The sequence below is a fragment of the Clostridium sp. UBA5119 genome, assembly GCF_002414285.1.
Taxonomy (GTDB): domain Bacteria; phylum Bacillota; class Clostridia; order Clostridiales; family Clostridiaceae; genus Clostridium_J; species Clostridium_J sulfidigenes.
The window spans coordinates 43,984-65,492 of sequence record NZ_DHYX01000059.1; the positions used below are offsets into that span (position 1 = coordinate 43,984).

Sequence of the window (21,509 nt, forward strand, 5' to 3'; positions counted from 1 at the left end):
GGAGAATAAATGTGATTGGTTCAAGGATACTAGGAACAGGTTCTTATACACCATCTAATATAGTTTACAATAAAGATATAGAGAATATTGTAGATACTTCAGATAGTTGGATTAGAGAGAGAACTGGAATTGCGGAAAGAAGAATTTCTACTGGAGAAGATACTTCAGAATTAGCAATAAAGTCAGCTTTAAAGGCTTTAGAAGATAGTAATGTAGATGGTAAAGAAATTGATTTAATTTTAGTGGCTACAGTTTCACCAGATAGTTTAATTCCATCAGTTGCATGTAATGTACAAAAGGAAATAGGTGCTGTAAATGCTATGGCTTTTGATATAAATGCTGCATGTAGTGGGTTTATATTTGCGCTAGATATAGCTAAGGGATATATAGAAACAGGTAGGGCTACAAAAGCTTTAATAATTGGAGCAGAAGTATTATCTAAAATCGTCAATTGGGAAGATAGAAATACTTGTGTATTATTTGGAGATGGAGCAGGAGCTGTAGTTATAGGAAAAGATTCTGAAGAGTATATAAGTTATATCAACTGTAAAAGTGTAGGATCTAAAGGTGAATCCCTTACTTGTGACATACTTCCTATGGAGAATATATGTACCAAGGAAGTTATAAATAATAATAAGATTCAGATGAATGGAAAAGATATTTATAAGTTTGCTGTTAAGGTTATGGAAGAGGAATTTAATAGAATTATTGAAAAAAGTAATATAAAAAAGGAAGATATAGATTTTATACTTCCACATCAAGCTAATATAAGAATGATAGAAAGTGTTAGTAAGAAAATTGATATACCTTTATCTAAATTCATTATAAATTTAGACAAAAAGGGGAATACATCTAGTGCAAGTATTCCAATAGCTTTAGATGAAGCAAATAAAAATGGTCAAATTAAACAAGGAAGTAACATAGTAATTATAGGATTTGGTGGTGGACTAACCTATGGTAGTGCGCTGTTAAAATGGAATAAATAATTAAAAGTATATAGGAGGAATAAAAAATGGTATTAGAAAGAGTAAAAAAAGTTATAGCAAAAGAACTAGGTGTAGAGGTAGAGGAATTAAATATACAAGCAAGTTTTACAGATGATTTAGGAATAGATTCTCTAGAAATATTTGAAATTGTTATGAGTTTAGAAGAAGAGTTTGATATTGAGATTCCAAATGAGGATATAGAAAACATAAAAAATGTTCAAGATATTTCAAGCTATATAGAAAGCAAAGTTAATTAAAATAAAGGTCAGATAGCTATCTATCTGACCTTAACCATAGGAGGTATATATGTTCAAATCAGATATATGTGAAGCTTTAGGAATAAAATACCCAATAATTCAAGGGGCTATGGCTTGGATTGCAGATAGCATATTAGCAAGTAGCGTATCAAATGCGGGAGGACTTGGAATTATAGCGGCAGGAAATAACTCTCCAGAAAATGTTAGATTAGAAATAAGAAAAGCTAAAGAACTTACAGATAAACCTTTTGGAGTAAACATAATGCTTCTTAGTGATAATGCTGATGAGGTTGCTAAGATTGTTTGTGAAGAAGGAGTAAAGGTTGTTACAACAGGTGCAGGAAACCCAGGTAAATACATGAATATGTGGAAAGATNNGGAAAGATCATAATATTAAGGTTATTCCAGTAGTAGCTTCAACAGGGCTTGCAAAACGAATGGAGCGAAGTGGAGCAGATATGGTAATTGCTGAAGGTTGTGAAGCTGGTGGACACATAGGAGAACTTACAACTATGGCACTTCTTCCTCAGGTTGTAGATGCTGTAAATATACCTGTTATAGCAGCTGGTGGTATAGGAGATTCTAGAGGAATGTTGGCTGCATTAGCATTAGGTGCTAATGGATTTCAAGTAGGAACTAGATTTCTAGCAGCTAATGAGTGCACTATTCATGAAAATTATAAAAAGAAGGTAATAGAATCAAAGGATATAGATTCAGTAGTTACAGGTAGAAGTACTGGGCATCCTGTAAGAGTTCTTAGAAATAGACTATCTAGAGAATATTTAAGACTTGAAAAGTCAGGTACATCAGCTGAAGAGCTAGAACAATTAGGGGTTGGTGGACTTAAAAAGGCTGTTATAGACGGTGATGTAGATAATGGTTCTATTATGGCAGGTCAAATTGCAGCTTTAATAAAAAAAGAAGAAAGTTGTGAAGAAATAATTAAAGATTTTATAGAAGGTACTGAAACTTTGCTAAAATCCATGATAAATAAATTTTAAAATTGAGAGGTAACTATGAAAAATATCGCATTTATTTTCCCAGGCCAAGGAAGTCAGTACGTAGGTATGGGAAAGGAAATACATGAAGAATTCTTAGAAGCTAAGAAAGTATTTGAAAAAGCTAACAAAATTTTAAATAAAGATATAAGTGAGTTATGCTTCAATGGACCCATAGAAGAACTAACCTCTACTGAAAATAATCAAGTAGCTATAGTAACTCTTTCAATAGCATTATTTGAAATTTTAAAATCTTATGGAATAAATCCTAAAGTTGTTGCAGGATTGAGCCTTGGAGAATATTCTGCTTTAATCTCAAGTGGAATTATGAATTTTGAAGAAGGATTAAGAGTAGTAAGAGAAAGAGGAATATTCATGAAGGAAGATAGTGATAAAACTAACGGCTCCATGGCGGCTATCATTGGTGGAAAAATAGAAATTATAGAAGAAGTCTGTAATGAACTCAGTGATAAAGGAATAATAGGTATAGCAAATTATAATTGTAGTTCTCAAATAGTAATTTCAGGAGAGGATTTCTTAGTAGAAGAAGCTATGAGAAGTTTAAAAATTAAAGGCGCTAAGAAAATTGTTAAGTTACCAGTAAGTGGAGGATTTCATACACAATTAATGAAAAATGCGTCTAAAAAATTAGGGGATGTATTAAGTGAGGTAACTTTTTATGAAAGTAATATAGAAGTAATACCTAATGTTACAGGAGAGGTTTTACAAAACGTAATGGAACTTACACAGTTATTAGAAGCTCAAGTTAAATCTTCTGTGAAATGGCAAAAGACAATAGAAAATATGATTGATATGGGAATTAATACTTTTATAGAAGTGGGACCAGGAAAAGCCCTTAGTGGTTTTGTAAAGAAAATAAATAAAGATGTAAAAATATTAAATGTTGAGGATAAAGAATCAATTTATAGTACATTGAAATATTTACAAGAAGCTCATGTATAGGAGAGGATATATATATGTTTAAAGGGAAGAATGTGGTAGTTACTGGAGGAAGTAGAGGTATAGGAAGAGCTATAGCTATAGAGTTTGGTAAAAGAGGAGCTAATGTGGTTATAAATTATGTTAGTAGTGATGCAGAGGCAGAAAAAGTTGCCGAGGAAATAAAAAGCCTTGGAGGAAATGCTATTTTAGTAAAAGGAGATGTAAGTAGTTTCGAAGAAGGAAAAAAATTAATAGATGAAACGGTAAAAGTTTTTGGAACTATAGACATATTAATTAATAATGCAGGAATAACAAAAGATGGATTAATTATGAGAATGAAAGAAGAGCACTTTGATAAGGTTATAGATATAAATCTTAAGGGTGTATTTAATACTTGTAAGAGTGCAGTATCTCACATGCTTAAACAGAGAAGTGGAAAGATTATAAATATTTCTTCTGTAGTAGGAGTTGTAGGGAATGCAGGTCAGGCAAACTATGCAGCATCTAAAGCCGGTGTTATAGGACTTACTAAGTCAATAGCTAAGGAAGTAGGAGCTAGAGGGATAACTGTAAATGCTGTAGCACCAGGATTTATAAAAAGTGATATGACGGATGTATTAAGTGAAAAAGTAAAGGATGGTATGTTAGGACTAATTCCTTTAAATAGATTTGGAAATGTAGAAGATGTAGCAAGGACTGTAATTTTTTTTGCATCAGAGGGTGGAGACTATATAACAGGTCAAGTTATAAATGTAGATGGCGGAATGGTAATGTAGTTATTTAAGGAGGACATATAAAGTGAATAGAAGAGTGGTAATTACAGGTATGGGAGCATTAACTCCTATTGGTAATGATATTAACAGCTTTTGGGATGGAGTTAAGAATGGTAAATGTGGCATAGATTTTATAAAATCTATGGATGTAGAAAAGTTTAAAGTTAAAATAGCTGCAGAGGTTAAAGATTTTGACCCTACAGAAGTTATTGATAGAAAAGAAGCTAAGAGAATGGATAGATATTGTCAACTTGCTATGGCAGCAGCAGAGGAGGCAGTAAAATCTTCAAATTTAGATTTAGATAGTATTGATAAATATAGATTCGGTGTTTTAATTAGTTCAGGAATTGGCGGACTCGATACATTAGAAAATGAATATAAAAGAATGTTAGAAAGAGATACAACTAAGGTATCACCATTTTTAATTCCTATGATGATAGAGAATATGGCAGGAGGAAATGTTGCTATAAAATATGGTGCTAAAGGGCCATGCCTATCTGTAGTGACAGCTTGTGCTACAGGAACTAATAGTATAGGTGAAGCTTTTGAGATGATAAAGGCAAATAGGGCAGAGGTAATGATTACAGGTGGTACAGAGGCATCTATAACATCAATAGGTCTTGCTGGATTTACTGCATTAACGGCTTTAAGTAAGAGTGAGGATCCTAAAAAAGCATCTACTCCTTTTGATAAAAATAGAAGTGGATTCGTAATGGGTGAAGGAGCAGGAGTTTTAATTTTAGAAGAGCTCCAGCATGCAAAGGCAAGAGGTGCAAAAATATATGGTGAAGTTATTGGATATGGAGCTACTTGTGATGCTTATCATATCACTCAGCCAAGTGCTGATGGAGAAGGGGCAGCAAGAGCTATGAAACTTGCCATAGAAGAAGGAAATGTAAGGTTAGAAGATATATCATATATTAATGCTCATGGAACTAGTACTCCATATAACGATAAATTTGAAACTATAGCTATTAAAAATTTATTTAAAGAGCAAGCCTATAATATCCCAGTTAGTTCTACAAAATCAATGACAGGACATTTATTGGGAGCATCAGGTGCTATAGAATCAATTGTATGTATAAAGGCTTTAGAGGAAGGGTTTATTCCAGCTACTATTGGTCTTGAAGAGAATGATGAAGATTGTGATTTAGATTATGTTCCTAATATTGGAAGAAAAGCAGAACTAAAATATGCTTTGTCTAATTCTTTAGGATTTGGTGGTCATAATGCTACACTTTTATTTAAGAAATGGGAGGAATAAATTATGAATTATGAAGCAATTGAAAGGCTAATTAAATTAATAAATGATTCCGATCTTAAGGAATTAGAACTAGAAGAAGCAGGACTTAGAATAAGGATGAGCAAAAATGATTCTAGCAAAATTATTTATAATGAAGATGCTAGAGCATTAAATGAATCTAAAATGACAGATAAATGTGATACGGAGTTTGTTAGTTATACTAATAATGCAAGTGATAATACTTCAGTAATATCAACAAATCATGAAGAAATAATTACTGAAGAAAGTAATTTAGAAGAATGCTTTATAGTTAAGTCACCTATGGTAGGAACATATTATTCTTCACCTACAGAAAATGGAGAACCTTATATAAAAATAGGAGATTCAGTATCAAAGGAGTCAATTCTGTTCATAATTGAAGCTATGAAATTGATGAATGAAATTGAATGTGAAGTTGAAGGAACGGTGGCTAAAATATTTGTTAATAATGGAGATGTAGTAGAATTTGGTCAGCCTATAATGGCGATAAAACTTTAGAAATATATATTATATAAAGGAGGTAGTATAAATAATGTTAGATCTAATAGATAGTGATGTAATAAAACTCAATGTAAAAGAGATACAAGAAATAATACCTCATAGATATCCATTTTTATTTGTAGATCAAATAGAAGGTTTAGAATCAATGAAAAAAGCAGTAGGGTATAAAAATATAACTATGAATGAATATTTTTTTCAAGGTCATTTTCCGCAAGAACCAGTATTACCTGGAGTGATAATAGTAGAAGCTCTTGCACAAGTTGGTGCCATTGCATTACTTTATGATGAAAAGTTTAGAGGCAAGATAGCCTACTTCGGTGGGATAAAAAATGCTAGGTTTAAGAGAAAAGTTATACCTGGTGATAGATTAAAATTAGAAGTTGAAATTATAAAGATAAAAGGACCAATGGGTATTGGTAAAGGAATTGCCACAGTTGATGGAGTAGTAGCTTGTGAATGTGAATTAACCTTCGCAGTAGGAGTATAAAAGTAAGAGAGGTAGCCGTATGTTTAAAAAGATATTAATTGCTAATAGAGGAGAAATTGCAGTTAGAATAATTAGGGCTTGTAGAGAAATGGGAATACAAACTGTAGCTGTATATTCTGAAGGTGATAGAGAAGCTTTGCATGCACAAATGGCAGATGAGTGTGTTTGTATTGGACCATCAGCCTCAAAGGATAGTTATCTAAATGAAAATAATATATTAAATGCTACTATTTTAAAAGGTGCAGAGGCTATTCATCCAGGGTTTGGATTTTTATCTGAAAATAGTAGATTTGCCAAGATGTGTGAAGAGTGTAATATTAAATTTATAGGGCCCACAGCAGAAAATATAAACAATATGGGAAACAAGTCAAAAGCCAGAGAACTTATGGAAAAGGCTAATATACCAGTAGTACCAGGATCAAAGGGAATTATAAATAATGAAGAGGAAGCTATAGTAATAGCTAAAGAAATAGGATATCCAGTAATGATAAAGGCCTCTAGCGGAGGCGGAGGAAAAGGAATTAGGATTGTAAATAATGAGAATCAGCTTATAAGTGATTTTAATGCAGCAAAGAGAGAAGCAAAAGTTTCATTTAACGATGATTCGATGTATATAGAAAAGTTTATAGAAAAACCAAGGCATATAGAAATACAACTCATAGCAGATAATTATGGAAATACAGTATATCTAGGAGAGCGTGAATGTTCTATACAAAGAAAAAATCAAAAGGTGTTAGAAGAAGCACCATCAGTATTTATAGATGATAGTATGAGAAAAAAAATGGGAGAGACTGCGGTTAAAGCAGCTAAATCTATAGGGTATGTAAATGCTGGAACTATAGAATTCCTAGTAGATAAGCATAAGAAGTTCTATTTCATGGAGATGAACACTAGAATACAGGTAGAGCATCCTGTAACAGAAATGGTAACAGGAATTGACTTAATAAAAGAGCAAATTAGAATAGCTTATGGAGAAAAGTTAAGTTTTTCACAAGAAGATATAAAAATTACAGGTCACTCTATTGAGTGTAGAATAAATGCGGAGGATCCTTATAAAAATTTTAGACCTTGTCCAGGTGAAATAACTAATTTATATGTACCTGGTGGAAATGGGATTAGGTTAGATTCTGCGGTATATCAAGGATATAAAATTCCACACTGCTATGATTCAATGATTGGTAAACTTGTAGTTCACGGTAAAGATAGAGAAGAAGCTATAAGCAAAATGAAAAGAGCATTAAGTGAATTCATAATAGAAGGAGTTAGTACTAACATAGACCTTCAGCTTGATATTTTAACTAATGAGAGTTTTGTAGAAGGAACTTTTGATACAGGGTTCTTAGAAGCATATCTTAATAAAGTTAAATAGTTTAAATCTAAATGAGGTAATTATATGAAAGATTTAAGGTCATTATTTAAAAAAAATGTTTATATCGAAGTAAAACCGAGCAATAAAGAGAGCGAGATAAAAAAGAGACCACAAGTACCTGATGGAATGTGGATTAGATGTCCTAAATGCGGTAATACCATATATAGAGGAGATTTAGTAAATAATTTAAAAGTGTGTTATTCTTGTGGAGGACATTTTAGACTTACAGCAAGAGAAAGAATTAAGCAAACAATAGATGAAGGAACATTTAAAGAATTATTTGCAGATATGATTTCAGACAATCCTTTAGATTTTCCAGAATACACGGAGAAGGTAAGTAAGATACAAAGAGTTACTAATATGAAGGAAGCTGTTATAGCTGGTATAGGAAAGATAGATGGTAATACTGTAGTTATATGTGTTATGGATAGTAATTTTCTTATGGGAAGTATGGGAAGTGTAGTTGGAGAGAAGATTACACGAGCTATAGAATTAGCAACAAAGGAGGAGCTCCCAATAGTAATATTTACTTGCTCTGGAGGAGCAAGAATGCAAGAAGGAATATTTTCTCTTATGCAAATGGCCAAAACGTCAGCAGCCTTATCCTATCATAATGATAAAGGGTTACTATATATATCTGTACTAACAGATCCAACCACTGGAGGTGTAACAGCAAGTTTTGCAATGATAGGAGATATAATACTTGCTGAACCTAATGCACTTATTGGATTTGCGGGACGAAGAGTTATTGAGCAAACAATAAAGCAAAAGCTACCAGATAATTTTCAGACAGCGGAATTTCTTTTGGAAAAGGGCTATGTAGATAAGGTTGTACACAGAAAGGATATGAAGAGTACTCTTAGTACTATTATAAAAATACATGTGAATTGAAGATACAAGGAATAGAGGTGTTGGAAGTAGATGGATAACAAGTTTAGCTCGTGGGAAAAGGTAAGTATAGCACGTAGTATTAAGAGACCTACAGCACTTAACTATATTAATAGTATATTTGAGGATTTTATAGAGTTAAAAGGCGATAGAGGCTATGGCGATGATAGTGCCATAGTAGGTGGTATAGCTAAATTTGAAAATAAAAGTGTTACAGTTATTGGAATACAAAAGGGCAATAGTACTAAAGAAAATATAGAAAGAAATTTTGGAATGCCAAAGCCAGAGGGATATAGAAAAGCATTAAGACTTATGCTCCAAGCAGAAAAATTTAAAAGACCTGTAATTATTTTTGTAGATACTCCAGGTGCCTTTTGTGGAATAGAATCAGAAGAGCGCGGTATAGGGGAGGCAATTGCTAAAAACCTTATGACTATGAGCAATTTAAAGGTTCCTATAGTTTCTATGATTATAGGAGAAGGTGGAAGTGGAGGAGCATTGGCTCTTGCTGTTGCTGATGAGGTATGGATGCTTGAGAATTCCATATACTCAATTTTATCTCCAGAAGGATTTGCATCTATTTTATATAAAGATGTTACTAAAGCTAAAGAGGCAGCTGAAATAATGAAAATAACATCTTCAGATTTATTAGGTTTAGGAGTTATTGATAGGGTTATCAAAGAACCTAAAGGAGGAGCACAGGAAGATTCAAATAAAATGATTTTAAGTATAAAAGCAAATTTAAAAGAAGTATTAGAAAGATTAAGTAAAGAACCTGTAGACTCTTTATTGACTAAGAGATATTATAAGTTTAGAAAATTAGGTAAATATATAGAATAAACTAATAAAATATGGTAATATATGACTAATTATAATATAGTATTGATGTAAATTGTTTTAACTTATAGTAAAATGATTATAATACTAATAATAATTGGTCTATTTTATTTTGTTAATATATAATTAAATGAGTAATTGAACTAGCTATTATAATATAGAAGAGACCATAATTAAAATTAAGTATATAAAATGAATGTAGTAGAAGCTATATAAATTTATAAATTTATAAATGAGAGGAATATGATATATGAATAACAAAGTAGTTTTAGTAGTTGATTCTGGTAGCGATTTACCTATTGAATTTATAAATCAACCTAACATAGTAGGTCTACCTATTGGGTGTAATTTCAAAGGGCGAGATATAGAGGATTATTTTGGTCAAACTTTGGATATTAAAGAGTTTTATGATGGCTTAAGAGCTGGAGATATGTATACTACATCCCAGATTAATGTATATAGATTTGAAGAAGCTTTTAAAAATATAGTAAAAGAAGGAAAAGCAATTATTTATATAGGACTATCTTCAGGGTTATCAGGAACTGTAAATAATGCAATAAATGCGTCTTTAAGTGTGAAAGAAGAATATCCAGATTGTGATATAACTATAATAGATACATTATCTGCTAGTATGGGAATAGGATTACTAGTATATAAGGTTTATGATATGATGAAAGAAAATAAATCAAAAGAAGAAATAGTTGAGTTTGCGGAAGGAATAAAACTAAAAATAAATCATTACTTTACAGTAGATGATTTAAAGCATTTAAAAAGAGGTGGAAGAGTATCAAGTTCTGCTGCAACGGTGGGAACTTTACTTAGTGTAAAACCGGTACTTCATATGAATAATGATGGGAAACTAATACCCCTTAGTAAGGTTAGAGGTAGAAAAAAAGCTATGCTAGAGCTTGTAAAAAAATTTGAGGAAAGAAGCATAGGAGAAGATCAACTAATAACTATTTCTCATGGAGATTGTGTAGAAGATGCAAAGTTGTTAGAAGAGTTCTGTAGAAAAAGTGGAAGAGTTAAGGAGTGTATAATTAATAATTTAGGACCGACTATAGGCAGTCATACTGGTGCAGGACTATTAGCACTATTTTTTGTTGGTAATAGAAGAGAAGAGTAAACAAATCAGTAGATTGTGAGTATATAAGTATTATAGAGGTTAAATTACAACCTAATTAGTTTTATTATTTAAGATGGGAGGTTGATTATGAAGAGTATAAGACTACTTAAAATAATCAAAAGGATCAAAAGCAAATCCCAACTTAAAGATGAGATAATCAATAGAAAAAACTATGTATATAATAGAGCGAGAGCAAAGGCTTATGCTGAAGCTTATGCAGAGACTCCCAATGTAAAAGAATACCCTGTATTTAAGGATAATGACTGTACTAATTTTATAAGTCAAGTTTTAGTAGCAGGTGGAATGAAAATGAAGGGGGCAGATTATAGAAAGTTTACAGATTGGTTTTGTTATACTAAAGATCCAATGGCTTTAAAGAAAGTTTCCCTGACATGGAGAAGTGCGGAATACTTTAGAAAATATTGGGGAAACAAAGATGGCCAAGGAAATAATATGGCAGATGAATTTAAGGAGTTAACAGTAGAAGAAGCAATAGCTAGGTTTGATGAACTATATACTTATATTATGATAGGTGATGTTATACAATATGCAGACAGTAACAAAAAAATATATCATTCTCAAGTAGTACATGCTAAAGAGTTTAATGTAGCATTAAATAGAAATGACTTATTTATAGCTCAGCATTCATTGAATAGAAAGCATGTATCTTTATACGAATACTTAAAATTATTAAAGAACAAAAAGGGAAGATATATTTATATTTATCATTTTTAATTGTTTAAAGTTTTGTAGATGTATTTCTACAAAACTTTTTTATTATTATTTACTATTAAAATATGGTAAGAAGGAATAAGTGATATAATAGAAGTAAAACATATAGTATATAAAATAGAGTAATTATGTAATAGATTTATATATGAATGTAAGAGGTAATTATGATGGAGGTTAACATGGATAAATTAAATAGAAATGATAGTTGTTGGTGTGGAAGTGGATTAAAATATAAAAAGTGTCATATGGAGCAAGATAAGTATTTAGAAAAGTTAAGTGAACAGTATGGATATAAAATACCAAGAGAAATTATAAAATCTCAAAAGGATATAGGGGGAATAAGAAAAAGTTGTGCTCTAACTAAAGAGATACTAGATATGGTAGAAGAAAAAATAACAGTAGGAATATCTACAGAAGAAGTAAATAGATGGGTCCATGAATATACAGTATCCCATGGAGCATATCCAGCTCCTTTAGGATATCATGGTTTTCCTAAGAGCACCTGTGTATCTATAAATAGTGTGGTTTGTCATGGTATACCAGACGAAGGAACTATAATAAAAGATGGTGATATAGTTAATGTTGATGTAACTTGTATTCTAGATGGTTATTATGGTGATTCAAATAGAACATTTCTCATGGGAAACGTTAGTGATAAAGCAAGAGATTTGGTACAAACTGCTAAAGAGTGCTTAAAGATAGGAATAGAGCAAATAAAACCTTTTAATACTTTAGGAGATATAGGATTTGCTATAAATCAGCTTGCAACTACCAAAGGATATTCTGTAGTTTATGATTATGGTGGTCATGGTGTAGGTAATGAATTTCATGAAGAACCTTTTGTACCTCATATAGGACAAAAAGGCGAAGGGATGATTCTTCTACCAGGAATGACATTTACAGTAGAACCAATGATAAATGAAGGGGTACCAGAAACTGTTGTGTTAGATGATAACTGGACTGCCGTTACAGAAGATAACAAGTTATCTGCTCAGTGGGAACACACCATACTGGTTACTGAAGATGGGTATGAAATATTAACTTAATATATATTTGTATACAATAGGGTTAAAATTTAATATTAAATTGAAGATTTTTGTCTAAAAATACAAGAAATTATTTTGTCATTAAGAAAATGGATAAGTACATTATTATGGTGCTGTATGGTATAATATGTAATAAAGATAGATAGTTATGAGTTATTTAACAATAATCTACATTAAACTTAATATTATTTTAATTAGGTAGGTACTAAATATGAAGATAATTAATGAAAGATATAAAATAGTGGAATTATTAAACCAAAATAGAATTTATTCTGTATATGAAGCCATAGACATAAATAATAACATGTCTATGGTAAACATTTATGTTGTAAATAATTCTAATATGGAAAACAAAATAATTAATTATTGTATATCTGAATATGAAAAAATACCTACTATAAAAAATGATGTTATAAGAATTTTAGATTTTGGTGTAATAAACAGTGTAGATAACAAAGATAAGATGGATAATTATTATTACACTACAGAAGTTTATAGTAATTACAAGATATTGCTAGATGCTGTAAAAGGCATTTCTGAAGAAATATTAATTAAAGTATTTTTAGAAATATGTGTAGTAGCACATAATCAAAGTTACAATTATATGAAAGTAGTTCCATTTAGTGATGACAATATATATGTAAGTTTAGATTTTAAAGTTAAATTAAAAGATAAATTAACCACACTTTTACAATCAAGAGAAACAGGTATAGCTAGTTATTCAGAAGACATAGAAGAGGTTACTTCTAATAAATTTAAAGAAGAAGGATACTATATAAATAGATTATGTGAAATATTAATTAATATTTCATTAAAAAATAAAGGAAGATATAGAGATTCTAAAACTTGTAAAATAATTATAAAACACATGGAAAGTAATGAAGGACAAGAATATAAAGAGTTATTTGGAGTAAAACTATATAATTTAATAGATAAACTATGTAGTAGTAGAGATAACTCAATAAATAGTATTTTTGATATTATTAAACAAGTTAATTCTATATATAACATGAACTTTAAATATGAAGTTAATAGTGAAAAAAGAGAATTAAATTTTAATATCCCATTAATAGGTAGAGATGAAGAGTTAAAAATGATTATGGAGTCCATAAATCATATAGTTAAATATCATGAAACTAAAAATATTATATTAATTCATGGTGAAATTGGAATAGGTAAGACTCGGTTATTAAAACACATAAAATACATTATGAATGTTAAAGAAAATAAAAGACTTAGATGTTTTTATATGAAAAGTAATAAAGAAGAATCTACAAAGGTTACTATTGCACAGTTATTAAGAAAAATAGTGAGTATTGCAGATAAAAATTTAATTAGCAAATATAAGAAAGAAATAATGCTTCTAGCTCCAGACATTTATGGAGATAATAATAATGAAAATTTGGGCTATTTTAAACTAGAAAATAAAGAAAGACTTATACTTATAGCTAAGATATCATCATTTTTACAAGAGTATTACTATGATAATCCAGGGGTAATTATCATAGATGATATGAATATGTATGATACATTAACACTAAATTTAATTCAATATATGTTGAACAAAGCCTATTTTAGGACTAATGTTCTTATTATTATTGGATATAGGGATGGTGATTGCCTTAATAACAATAATTTTACACAGTTTATTGAATACATTGAAGACAAAGTTGCGTTAAATGTTCACCTTAGATCATTAACGGAGAGCAATTCTGCAAAGATGCTAAGAAATATATTAAATGTTGAGAAGATATCTGATGAATTTATAAGTACATTTTATAAATATTCAATGGGAAATCCATTATTCATTGAAGAGTCCTTAAAGGATTTATGTAATAGAGAAATTATATATTTAAACGAAGAAAATGGTAGATGGTATAAGCCTGATAACCATGATATGTATATGCCAATGAATATGGAAAAGGTCTGTGAAACCCAATTAAAAGATGTGGACAAACCATCCTATGAAATTTTATATATAATTTCATTCTTTTATACCCCAATGCCAGTAAGAGTATTAAAAGATGTACTTACAACAAATGAAAGTGATGTAGATAATGTAGTTGATCAGTTGGTAGCTAAGGGTATACTATATAGTTCCATAGGCGATAATGGATTTGTGTATACCTTTTATAATAAATTTTTAAGAAGTTATCTATATAAGGATTTGGAGCAATCTACAAAAGAAGATATTCACAGGAAAATTGTAGTAGTACTTGAAAGGTATTGCTATGATGAATTAAATATCTATATAGAAGAACTTATCTATCATCTTGAGATTTTAGGGCTTAGTAGAAAACTTATATACTACTATAAGAAAAATGAGCAGAGATTAGAGAATATAAACAGTGTAAATGAAGCTATAAGATATGGTTTTAAGATTCTTCAAATCATTGATAAGTTTGAAAATAGAGATGAATTTATTAATGATGAAATAGAAACTAACATGAATTTAGGTAAGTTATACAATAGTATATCTGAAAAAAGTGTGGCATTAGAATATTATATTAAAGCTCAAGAACTATGTAAGTTTCAAGATAAGATAATTACTAATATAGATATTATGGTAGAAATCATTTGGATATACATAGATTTGTGTATGGAAGAAGAGATTGAGTACTACACTAAGGAGATATCAAAATCACTAGAAAATGTAGATTATTTAAAAGGCACTATAGAATACTTAAGAATAATAGTGAGAAACTCATACAATACTGGAGAGTATGAGAAGATTAAAGATGTATGCAGGGAAGGAATAAGACTTTGTAAAGAAGAGCATATGGATTATAAAGTTGGTTTCTATAATAGTTATTGTAATGCATTAATTGCCCAATGTAAGGAAGAAGAAGCTTTAAAGATATTAAAAGGAACAGTTACTGAATGTTATGAAAAGAACTATACTAAAGCATTACCTAGAATATATAATAGCATTGGAGTTATATATGGTGATTATTATCAATATGGTGATGAAGCACTGAATTGGTTTGATAGGCTTTATGAAATAAGTAAGATTGAACAAAATAAGTTTTATGAAGTAATAGCTTTATCTAATATGGGATTTTTTAGTTATGTTTTAGTAAATTATGATAAAGCATATATGTATTTAAATAAGGCTTCGAATATAGCTACTCAAAATGAATTAATATATATGAATTTTTATAATTATGTATATATGGCATCTACATTATATAAGCAAGGAAAGTATTCTGAATGTTTTAGATATATAGATATATGCAATAAATATATAGAAAGAAATTCAATTTTTGAGCAAGAATTAGTTCCATACTACATATTGGAATATTATATGAATTCCTTAATTGGTAATAGACAAAAAGCTATGGATTATTTATTAGAAGGTAAAAAGGCTTTTGATAATACGAATTCTTTAATGAAATATAAAATGGAGCTACTTTGTATTATAAACAAGATACTTATAGAGAGAAAAATGAAAAGTATAGAAGATATAATTGAGGCTAGTGAAAAGATAGTATATGTAGATTTAAGGGTGTCAATGCTATCCGATGGAGTTTTACAACTTTTAAATCAAGACTTAAAGGGTGTAGCTACAGAAATATTTTATTACATTAAAAATTTTGAACATGAAATAAAGTCTGATCTTAATAAATTGACTTTAGTATATATTAAAGCTGTTATAGATAAATGTATGCCTATAGATGCCTTAGAAGAGGCATTAGCTCAATATAAGGATATTAAAAATTCTAATTTATTATGGAAAATATATTACAAAATAGGATATAACTATTATGAGAATGGAGATAGGGCTAAAGCGGCGTTATATATTTCAGAAGCCTGTGATATAATACAGGATATATTATTGCAAATTCCTAAGAACTATAGAAAATCTTTTTTACAGAATAAAGGAAACATGGTGGATTGCTTTCGAATACTACTACAAATAAAAAGTTACTATAATCAAAGAAAAGGCATAAAGTTAGACCAAATAAATATTAATACAACAGAAAANNTGATTTTATAAATGAAGAATTTATAAAATCACTAAAGGATTCATCTAAGGATTATCTTACAGATATTGATAGTATTGAGGACTTACTAAATAACTTATGTGGAAATAGTCAAGAAAGTATGGACGTCATATGCAAATATATAAGTTATATTAGTTTAGCAACGAAAACTAATATAATAATAGAGAATAATAATAGATTTTCTGTAGTGTCAAGTGATGGAAATGATGTAGAACTGCCAGATGATATGTCTATAGTTAACATAGCTAGAAATAAGGGAATACCTATTAGGTTAAGTAGAAAAGTTATTTGTGATGCCAATGGGAATATACTAAGTTATGACATTGAAAATGATATAAAAGCAGCTATGTGTATACCAATAACTCAAATTTCTAAAAATAGTAGAGGTATGAGTAAATATGATTATAATCATGATGTGTTAGGATATGTATATGTGGAAAGTAAAAGGAAATTAAATAACATAAATGAGGAGACAATGCATCGGTGTGTAACTATAGGTAGAATTTTGTACATGATAATTGATAAACTTAATATAAAAAGAAATTCTACTATAGACAAGTTGACTAAGACATTAACAAGAAGGTATTTAGAATCATTTATTCATGAACAGATAGACAGATCTTTTAATTTTAACTCTGAATTTTCAACTATAATGGTAGATATAGATAAATTTAAAACCATTAATGATACCTTTGGACATAGAATGGGTGACCAAGTATTAAGTAAGATATGTGAAGTAATTATAAAAAATATTAGACAAGATGATGCAGTAGGAAGATATGGTGGAGAAGAATTTATTATAGTATTACCTAATACAGGTATAGAGGAAGCTAAGAGTATAGCTGAAAGAATTAGAGTGAAAATTTATCAGGCAAAAGTTATGGGAGATAAAAGAGTAGTAACAGTAAGTTTAGGCGTAGCTAATTATCCTAATCATACCACTACCTATGAAGAGCTTATTGAAAAAACAGACCAAGCTTTATATGCAGCTAAAAATAGTGGTCGTAATGCTACTAGAGTATGGGAAGAATCCTATGGTTCTAAAATAAGCACTACAAATAAATTAAGTGGTATATTTGTAGGTAGTGAAAATCAAGACTATAAGAATGTCTCAACTTTAATTGAATTCATAGATTTGATTAATTCAGAGGGAAATATACATGAAAAAATTGCCATTACAATTAATAGAATTACAGAAATTGTTGAAGCAGATTCATGTACATTGTTTACCATAAAACAAGGAGAATTAGTCAATAGATACTCTAAAACTATAGATGAAACACGCGATGAATTTGATGAAACACGTAAATATAATAAGATTAAGGCTACAATAAATTCTGGAGAAAATATTTGTGGAGTAGATTGGGATTGTATAGATGAATATGATGAAATTAAAAACATTCCTGATTTAAAATCTAATATTATAGTTTTATTAAAAGACAAAATAGATATAATTGGAGTAATATGCTTAACAGCATCAATTAATCATAAGGAGTTTACTTATGATGAATTAAATTTTGTTAATACTTTAGGTAAAATAATTGTTCCAATCCTAAAAGAATATCAATAATATTAAACTTATAGGTATGAAATTATAGAGCTAGTTTCATACCTTTTATCATAAATAGATAATTAATAAAGACTTAAAAGTATATATTTTTATATATAGTATATATAAGATATAATTTAAGTATAGTTATAGCGAAAGGTACTTATAAGTTATTTAAAATTTATATTAAAATATAATAATTAATATTAAAGTTTGGGAGATAAATAATAGTAGTACTATTAAAAGATAAAATAATAAAATAGCAGGAGGAGAAAGATGAATTATAATTTAGGAAAAATATATCATGGATTTAAGTTGTATAGAGAAGAAAAGGTTGAAGAAATAAATTCTATAGCTAGAGTTTTTATACATGAAAAAACGGGGTCAAAATTATTACATATGGAAAATGATGATCCTAACAAAGTATTTGCAATAGGATTTAAAACACCACCAAGCGATGATACTGGAGTTGCTCATATATTAGAGCATAGTGTATTATGTGGTTCACGCAAGTTTCCTACAAAAGAGCCATTTGTAGAACTTATAAAAGGATCATTAAACACATTTCTAAATGCTATGACCTTTAGCGATAAAACTATATATCCACTAGCAAGTAAAAATGAAAAGGACTTTTTTAATTTAATGGATGTATATTTAGATGCAGTGTTTTATCCTAATATATATAATACAAAGGAAATTTTAATGCAAGAAGGTTGGCATTATGAATTAGAAAATTCTGAAGATGAGCTAACTTATAAGGGTGTAGTTTATAATGAAATGAAAGGTGCCTTTTCATCACCAGACGGAGTGTTAATGAGAGGAATTCAAAAATCTTTATTTGAACATAATACCTATGGATTTGAATCAGGTGGAGATCCAGAATTCATACCAGATTTAACTGAAGAGGAGTTTTTAGGATTTCATAGTAAATACTACCATCCATCTAACAGCTATATATTCTTATATGGAGATGGAAACTTAGATGAGAGATTAGCATTTATTAATGACAATTACTTAAACAATTTTGAAAAAAAGGATATTGATGCTGAAATATTACCACAGAAGCCTTTTGAAGAAATGAAAGAGGTTGTAACAGAATACTCTATTTCTAATGAAGATAATGAAGATGAAAAAACTTTCATGGCATTAAACTTTGTTACTGGAGAATGTACTAATGATGAATTATATATTAGTCTAAGTGTTTTAGAATATCTTTTATTAGAAACTCAAGGAGCTCCATTAAAACAAGCAATCCTTGATGCTAACCTAGGAAAGGATGTATATGGAAGTTTTGATAATGGGATTTTACAACCGGTATTTAGTATAGTACTTAAAAATAGTGATGCAAATAAAAAAGAAGAATTTAAGAATGTAGTGTTTGATACATTAAAATCTTTGGTTAAAAATGGAATTGATAAAAAACTAATAGAGGCATGCATAAACATTACAGAATTTAAGTTAAGAGAAGCAGATTTTCAAGGCATGCCTAAAGGTTTATTCTATTATATGACAGCTATGGATAGTTGGCTACATGATGGAGATCCGTTAATTCACTTAAAATATGAAAAGAATATGGAAAAAATAAAGAAAGCACTAACTTCAAATTATTTTGAACAATTAATTGAAAAATATATATTAAACAATAATCATAGCTCATTAATAGTATTAGCGCCTAAAAGGGGTTTAGCAGATGAAAAGGATAAAAAATTAAGAACTGGATTAAAGGAATATAAAGAAAATCTATCTGTTGAGGAAATACAAGACATAATTAATGAAACAAAGTCTTTAATAAATAGACAGAACACTCCTGATCCAGAGGAAATATTAGAGACTATACCAGTATTATCCATAGATGATATAGACGAGAAAGTTGAAGAATTAGGTGTTATAGAGCAGGATGCTTCCGGAGTGAAGCTACTTCATCATGATGCATTTACAAGTAAAATTGCTTACTTAGATTTTATGTTTGATAGCAGAACCATAGCACAAGAAGATATTTCCTATCTAAGTCTATTAACCACACTACTAGGCAAAATTAATACTAAAACCTATAGTTATGTAGATTTATCTAATGAAATATTAATTAATACAGGTGGAATATATTTTAAAAATGAAGTATATGGCGATAGTAAAGATGTCCTTAGATATAGTACTTACCTTGAAGGACATTGTAGTGTAGTAGTAGATAGAGTACCAAGAGCTTTAGAAATATTGGCAGATATAATTAAGAATACCTCCTTTGAAGATAAAAAGAGAATAAGAGAACTTATAAGAGTTTTAATATCAAGAATAGAAATGAAGCTTATGGATAGAGGGCATCAAGTTGCAACTACAAGATTAGGAGCTTATTTCTCTCCTGCTTATGAATATATAGAAAAAACTTCAGGATATGAGTACTATAAATTCTTAAAGGAGATAGAAAATAACTTTGATGATAGAATAGATAGTGTTATTTTGAAATTTCAAGCTATAATGAATAAGGTATTTAATAAAAATAGCTTAATAGTAGCAGTAACTGGTAAAGATGAAGAAGTTACTGCTGTAAAGAAGAACATTTCAGAGATATTAGAAGTATTATCTGATGAAGAAGTACAAATTAACAAGTATGGCTTCCATGAAGAAAACAAAAATGAAGGAATGCTTACTCCATCTAATGTTCAATATGTGGCAAAGGGATATAACTATAAAAAATTAGGATATGAATACACAGGAAAGTTATTGGTGCTGAAAACTATAATTGGCATGGATTATCTATGGAATAAAGTTAGAGTACAGGGTGGAGCTTATGGAGCTTTTGCTAATATAGTGAGAAGTGGTAATTTTATGTTTGCCAGCTATAGAGATCCTAATATAAAAGAGACCTTAAAGACTTACGATAATGCAGCTAAATACTTAGAAAGTTTTACAACTACAGATAGAGAAATGTTAAAATACATTATAGGAACTATAAGTGAACTAGATATGCAATTAACTCCATCCATGGCAGGAGATGCAGCAGTTAGCTATTATATAAGAAGAATATCTAAGGCGGATAGACAACAGGAAAGAAAAGAAGTGTTATCTACTACAGTTAAGGATATTAATAACTTCTCAAAATTAGTAACAGATGTTATGAATATGAATTATATAGTTGTTCTTGGTAATGATGGTAAGATTAAAGAAAATAAAGATGTATTTAAAAACTTAGAAAATGTGTTTAACTAAGGGGGGAGAAATTTAATCAGAAGTTATAATTTACTTATGAATTCTGATTAAGATTAACTATGATAAATGATAGTATGTATGGAGAAGGAGAGATTACTCTAGAAGATGCAATAGGAGAAATGTTAGTTAATAAGGGTTTAACTATTTCTACTGCAGAATCCTGTACAGGAGGAATGGTTGCAGCAAGATTAATTAACTATCCTGGTATATCAAAAAGCTTACTTGAAGGAGTAGTAACCTATAATAATGAAGCTAAAATCAATAGAATTAACGTAAAAAGAGAAACTCTTGAGAAATTTGGAGCTGTTAGCCATCAGGTAGCAGCTCAAATGGCTGAAGGAATAGCGAAGACTTCAGGAGCTGATATAGGAATATCAACTACAGGAGTAGCGGGTCCAGGTGGAGGAACTGCTGAGAAACCAGTAGGAAGAGTATATATAGGATTATATTATAAAGGCAAGGTTACGACAAAAGAATTAAACCTTTCTGGAGATAGGCAGGAAATACGAGAAAAATCTACTATAAATA

16 protein-coding genes and 2 pseudogenes are annotated in these 21,509 nt (G+C 29.5%); all 18 read left to right on the top strand.

Going from position 1 to position 21,509, the window contains the following annotated elements; translation table 11 throughout:
* The first annotated feature begins 11 nt into the window (after positions 1 to 11).
* On the top strand, positions 12 to 986 hold the full coding sequence (locus B2671_RS09755; protein WP_346870237.1) for a beta-ketoacyl-ACP synthase III: 975 nt from the start codon (positions 12 to 14) through the stop codon (positions 984 to 986).
* Between the two features lie 26 nt (positions 987 to 1,012).
* Positions 1,013 to 1,243, top strand: a complete 231-nt coding sequence (gene acpP, locus B2671_RS09760) for an acyl carrier protein (protein WP_035134562.1) — start codon at positions 1,013 to 1,015, stop codon at positions 1,241 to 1,243.
* Between the two features lie 49 nt (positions 1,244 to 1,292).
* Positions 1,293 to 2,244: pseudogene (gene fabK / locus B2671_RS09765) on the top strand (enoyl-[acyl-carrier-protein] reductase FabK).
* 15 nt (positions 2,245 to 2,259) lie between these two features.
* Complete coding sequence (gene fabD / locus B2671_RS09770; RefSeq protein WP_346870238.1) at positions 2,260 to 3,204, top strand: ACP S-malonyltransferase; 945 nt, start codon at positions 2,260 to 2,262, stop codon at positions 3,202 to 3,204.
* Between the two features lie 14 nt (positions 3,205 to 3,218).
* A complete protein-coding gene (gene fabG, locus B2671_RS09775; protein WP_346870239.1) occupies positions 3,219 to 3,959 on the top strand; it encodes a 3-oxoacyl-[acyl-carrier-protein] reductase in 741 nt (246 codons plus the stop codon).
* A gap of 22 nt (positions 3,960 to 3,981) precedes the next feature.
* Entirely contained in the window at positions 3,982 to 5,220 is a 1,239-nt protein-coding gene (gene fabF / locus B2671_RS09780) for a beta-ketoacyl-ACP synthase II (protein WP_346870240.1), read from the top strand.
* 3 nt (positions 5,221 to 5,223) lie between these two features.
* The gene (accB, locus tag B2671_RS09785; protein WP_346870241.1) at positions 5,224 to 5,736 is read left to right on the top strand and encodes an acetyl-CoA carboxylase biotin carboxyl carrier protein; all 513 of its coding nucleotides are present in this window, start codon (positions 5,224 to 5,226) and stop codon (positions 5,734 to 5,736) included.
* A gap of 34 nt (positions 5,737 to 5,770) precedes the next feature.
* On the top strand, positions 5,771 to 6,226 hold the full coding sequence (fabZ, locus tag B2671_RS09790) for a 3-hydroxyacyl-ACP dehydratase FabZ (protein WP_346870242.1): 456 nt from the start codon (positions 5,771 to 5,773) through the stop codon (positions 6,224 to 6,226).
* A 19-nt stretch (positions 6,227 to 6,245) separates the two neighbouring features.
* Entirely contained in the window at positions 6,246 to 7,595 is a 1,350-nt protein-coding gene (locus B2671_RS09795; protein WP_346870243.1) for an acetyl-CoA carboxylase biotin carboxylase subunit, read from the top strand.
* Between the two features lie 24 nt (positions 7,596 to 7,619).
* On the top strand, positions 7,620 to 8,486 hold the full coding sequence (gene accD / locus B2671_RS09800; RefSeq protein ID WP_346870244.1) for an acetyl-CoA carboxylase, carboxyltransferase subunit beta: 867 nt from the start codon (positions 7,620 to 7,622) through the stop codon (positions 8,484 to 8,486).
* A gap of 30 nt (positions 8,487 to 8,516) precedes the next feature.
* Complete coding sequence (locus B2671_RS09805) at positions 8,517 to 9,323, top strand: acetyl-CoA carboxylase carboxyltransferase subunit alpha (RefSeq protein WP_035134571.1); 807 nt, start codon at positions 8,517 to 8,519, stop codon at positions 9,321 to 9,323.
* A gap of 247 nt (positions 9,324 to 9,570) precedes the next feature.
* The gene (locus B2671_RS09810; protein WP_346870245.1) at positions 9,571 to 10,446 is read left to right on the top strand and encodes a DegV family protein; all 876 of its coding nucleotides are present in this window, start codon (positions 9,571 to 9,573) and stop codon (positions 10,444 to 10,446) included.
* An 87-nt stretch (positions 10,447 to 10,533) separates the two neighbouring features.
* Positions 10,534 to 11,181 carry an amidase domain-containing protein gene (locus B2671_RS09815; protein WP_346870246.1) on the top strand — a complete coding sequence of 216 codons (648 nt, stop codon included), beginning with the start codon at positions 10,534 to 10,536 and terminating at the stop codon, positions 11,179 to 11,181.
* Between the two features lie 176 nt (positions 11,182 to 11,357).
* The gene (map, locus tag B2671_RS09820) at positions 11,358 to 12,224 is read left to right on the top strand and encodes a type I methionyl aminopeptidase (RefSeq protein ID WP_346870247.1); all 867 of its coding nucleotides are present in this window, start codon (positions 11,358 to 11,360) and stop codon (positions 12,222 to 12,224) included.
* A 1,009-nt stretch (positions 12,225 to 13,233) separates the two neighbouring features.
* On the top strand, positions 13,234 to 16,221 hold the full coding sequence (locus B2671_RS09825; protein WP_422653234.1) for an AAA family ATPase: 2,988 nt from the start codon (positions 13,234 to 13,236) through the stop codon (positions 16,219 to 16,221).
* Between the two features lie 107 nt (positions 16,222 to 16,328).
* Positions 16,329 to 17,798 (top strand): GGDEF domain-containing protein, encoded by a 1,470-nt coding sequence (locus tag B2671_RS09830; protein WP_346870249.1) that lies wholly within the window; start codon positions 16,329 to 16,331, stop codon positions 17,796 to 17,798.
* Positions 17,799 to 18,053: 255 nt separating this feature from the next.
* A complete protein-coding gene (locus tag B2671_RS09835; RefSeq protein WP_346870250.1) occupies positions 18,054 to 20,981 on the top strand; it encodes an insulinase family protein in 2,928 nt (975 codons plus the stop codon).
* Positions 20,982 to 21,058: 77 nt separating this feature from the next.
* Positions 21,059 to 21,509, top strand: a pseudogene (locus B2671_RS09840) (nicotinamide-nucleotide amidohydrolase family protein); the annotation flags it as partial.

Excerpts from the sequence above, each read along its gene's own strand:
- acpP (WP_035134562.1), top strand. The coding sequence starts at position 1,013 with ATGGTATTAGAAAGAGTAAAAAAAGTTATAGCAAAAGAACTAGGTGTA.
- B2671_RS09835 (WP_346870250.1), top strand. The coding sequence starts at position 18,054 with ATGAATTATAATTTAGGAAAAATATATCATGGATTTAAGTTGTATAGA.
- B2671_RS09830 (WP_346870249.1), top strand. The coding sequence starts at position 16,329 with ATGGACGTCATATGCAAATATATAAGTTATATTAGTTTAGCAACGAAA.
- fabD (WP_346870238.1), top strand. The coding sequence starts at position 2,260 with ATGAAAAATATCGCATTTATTTTCCCAGGCCAAGGAAGTCAGTACGTA.
- fabZ (WP_346870242.1), top strand. The coding sequence starts at position 5,771 with ATGTTAGATCTAATAGATAGTGATGTAATAAAACTCAATGTAAAAGAG.
- B2671_RS09805 (WP_035134571.1), top strand. The coding sequence starts at position 8,517 with ATGGATAACAAGTTTAGCTCGTGGGAAAAGGTAAGTATAGCACGTAGT.
- B2671_RS09815 (WP_346870246.1), top strand. The coding sequence starts at position 10,534 with ATGAAGAGTATAAGACTACTTAAAATAATCAAAAGGATCAAAAGCAAA.
- B2671_RS09810 (WP_346870245.1), top strand. The coding sequence starts at position 9,571 with ATGAATAACAAAGTAGTTTTAGTAGTTGATTCTGGTAGCGATTTACCT.
- fabG (WP_346870239.1), top strand. The coding sequence starts at position 3,219 with ATGTTTAAAGGGAAGAATGTGGTAGTTACTGGAGGAAGTAGAGGTATA.
- B2671_RS09795 (WP_346870243.1), top strand. The coding sequence starts at position 6,246 with ATGTTTAAAAAGATATTAATTGCTAATAGAGGAGAAATTGCAGTTAGA.
- accB (WP_346870241.1), top strand. The coding sequence starts at position 5,224 with ATGAATTATGAAGCAATTGAAAGGCTAATTAAATTAATAAATGATTCC.
- accD (WP_346870244.1), top strand. The coding sequence starts at position 7,620 with ATGAAAGATTTAAGGTCATTATTTAAAAAAAATGTTTATATCGAAGTA.
- map (WP_346870247.1), top strand. The coding sequence starts at position 11,358 with ATGGATAAATTAAATAGAAATGATAGTTGTTGGTGTGGAAGTGGATTA.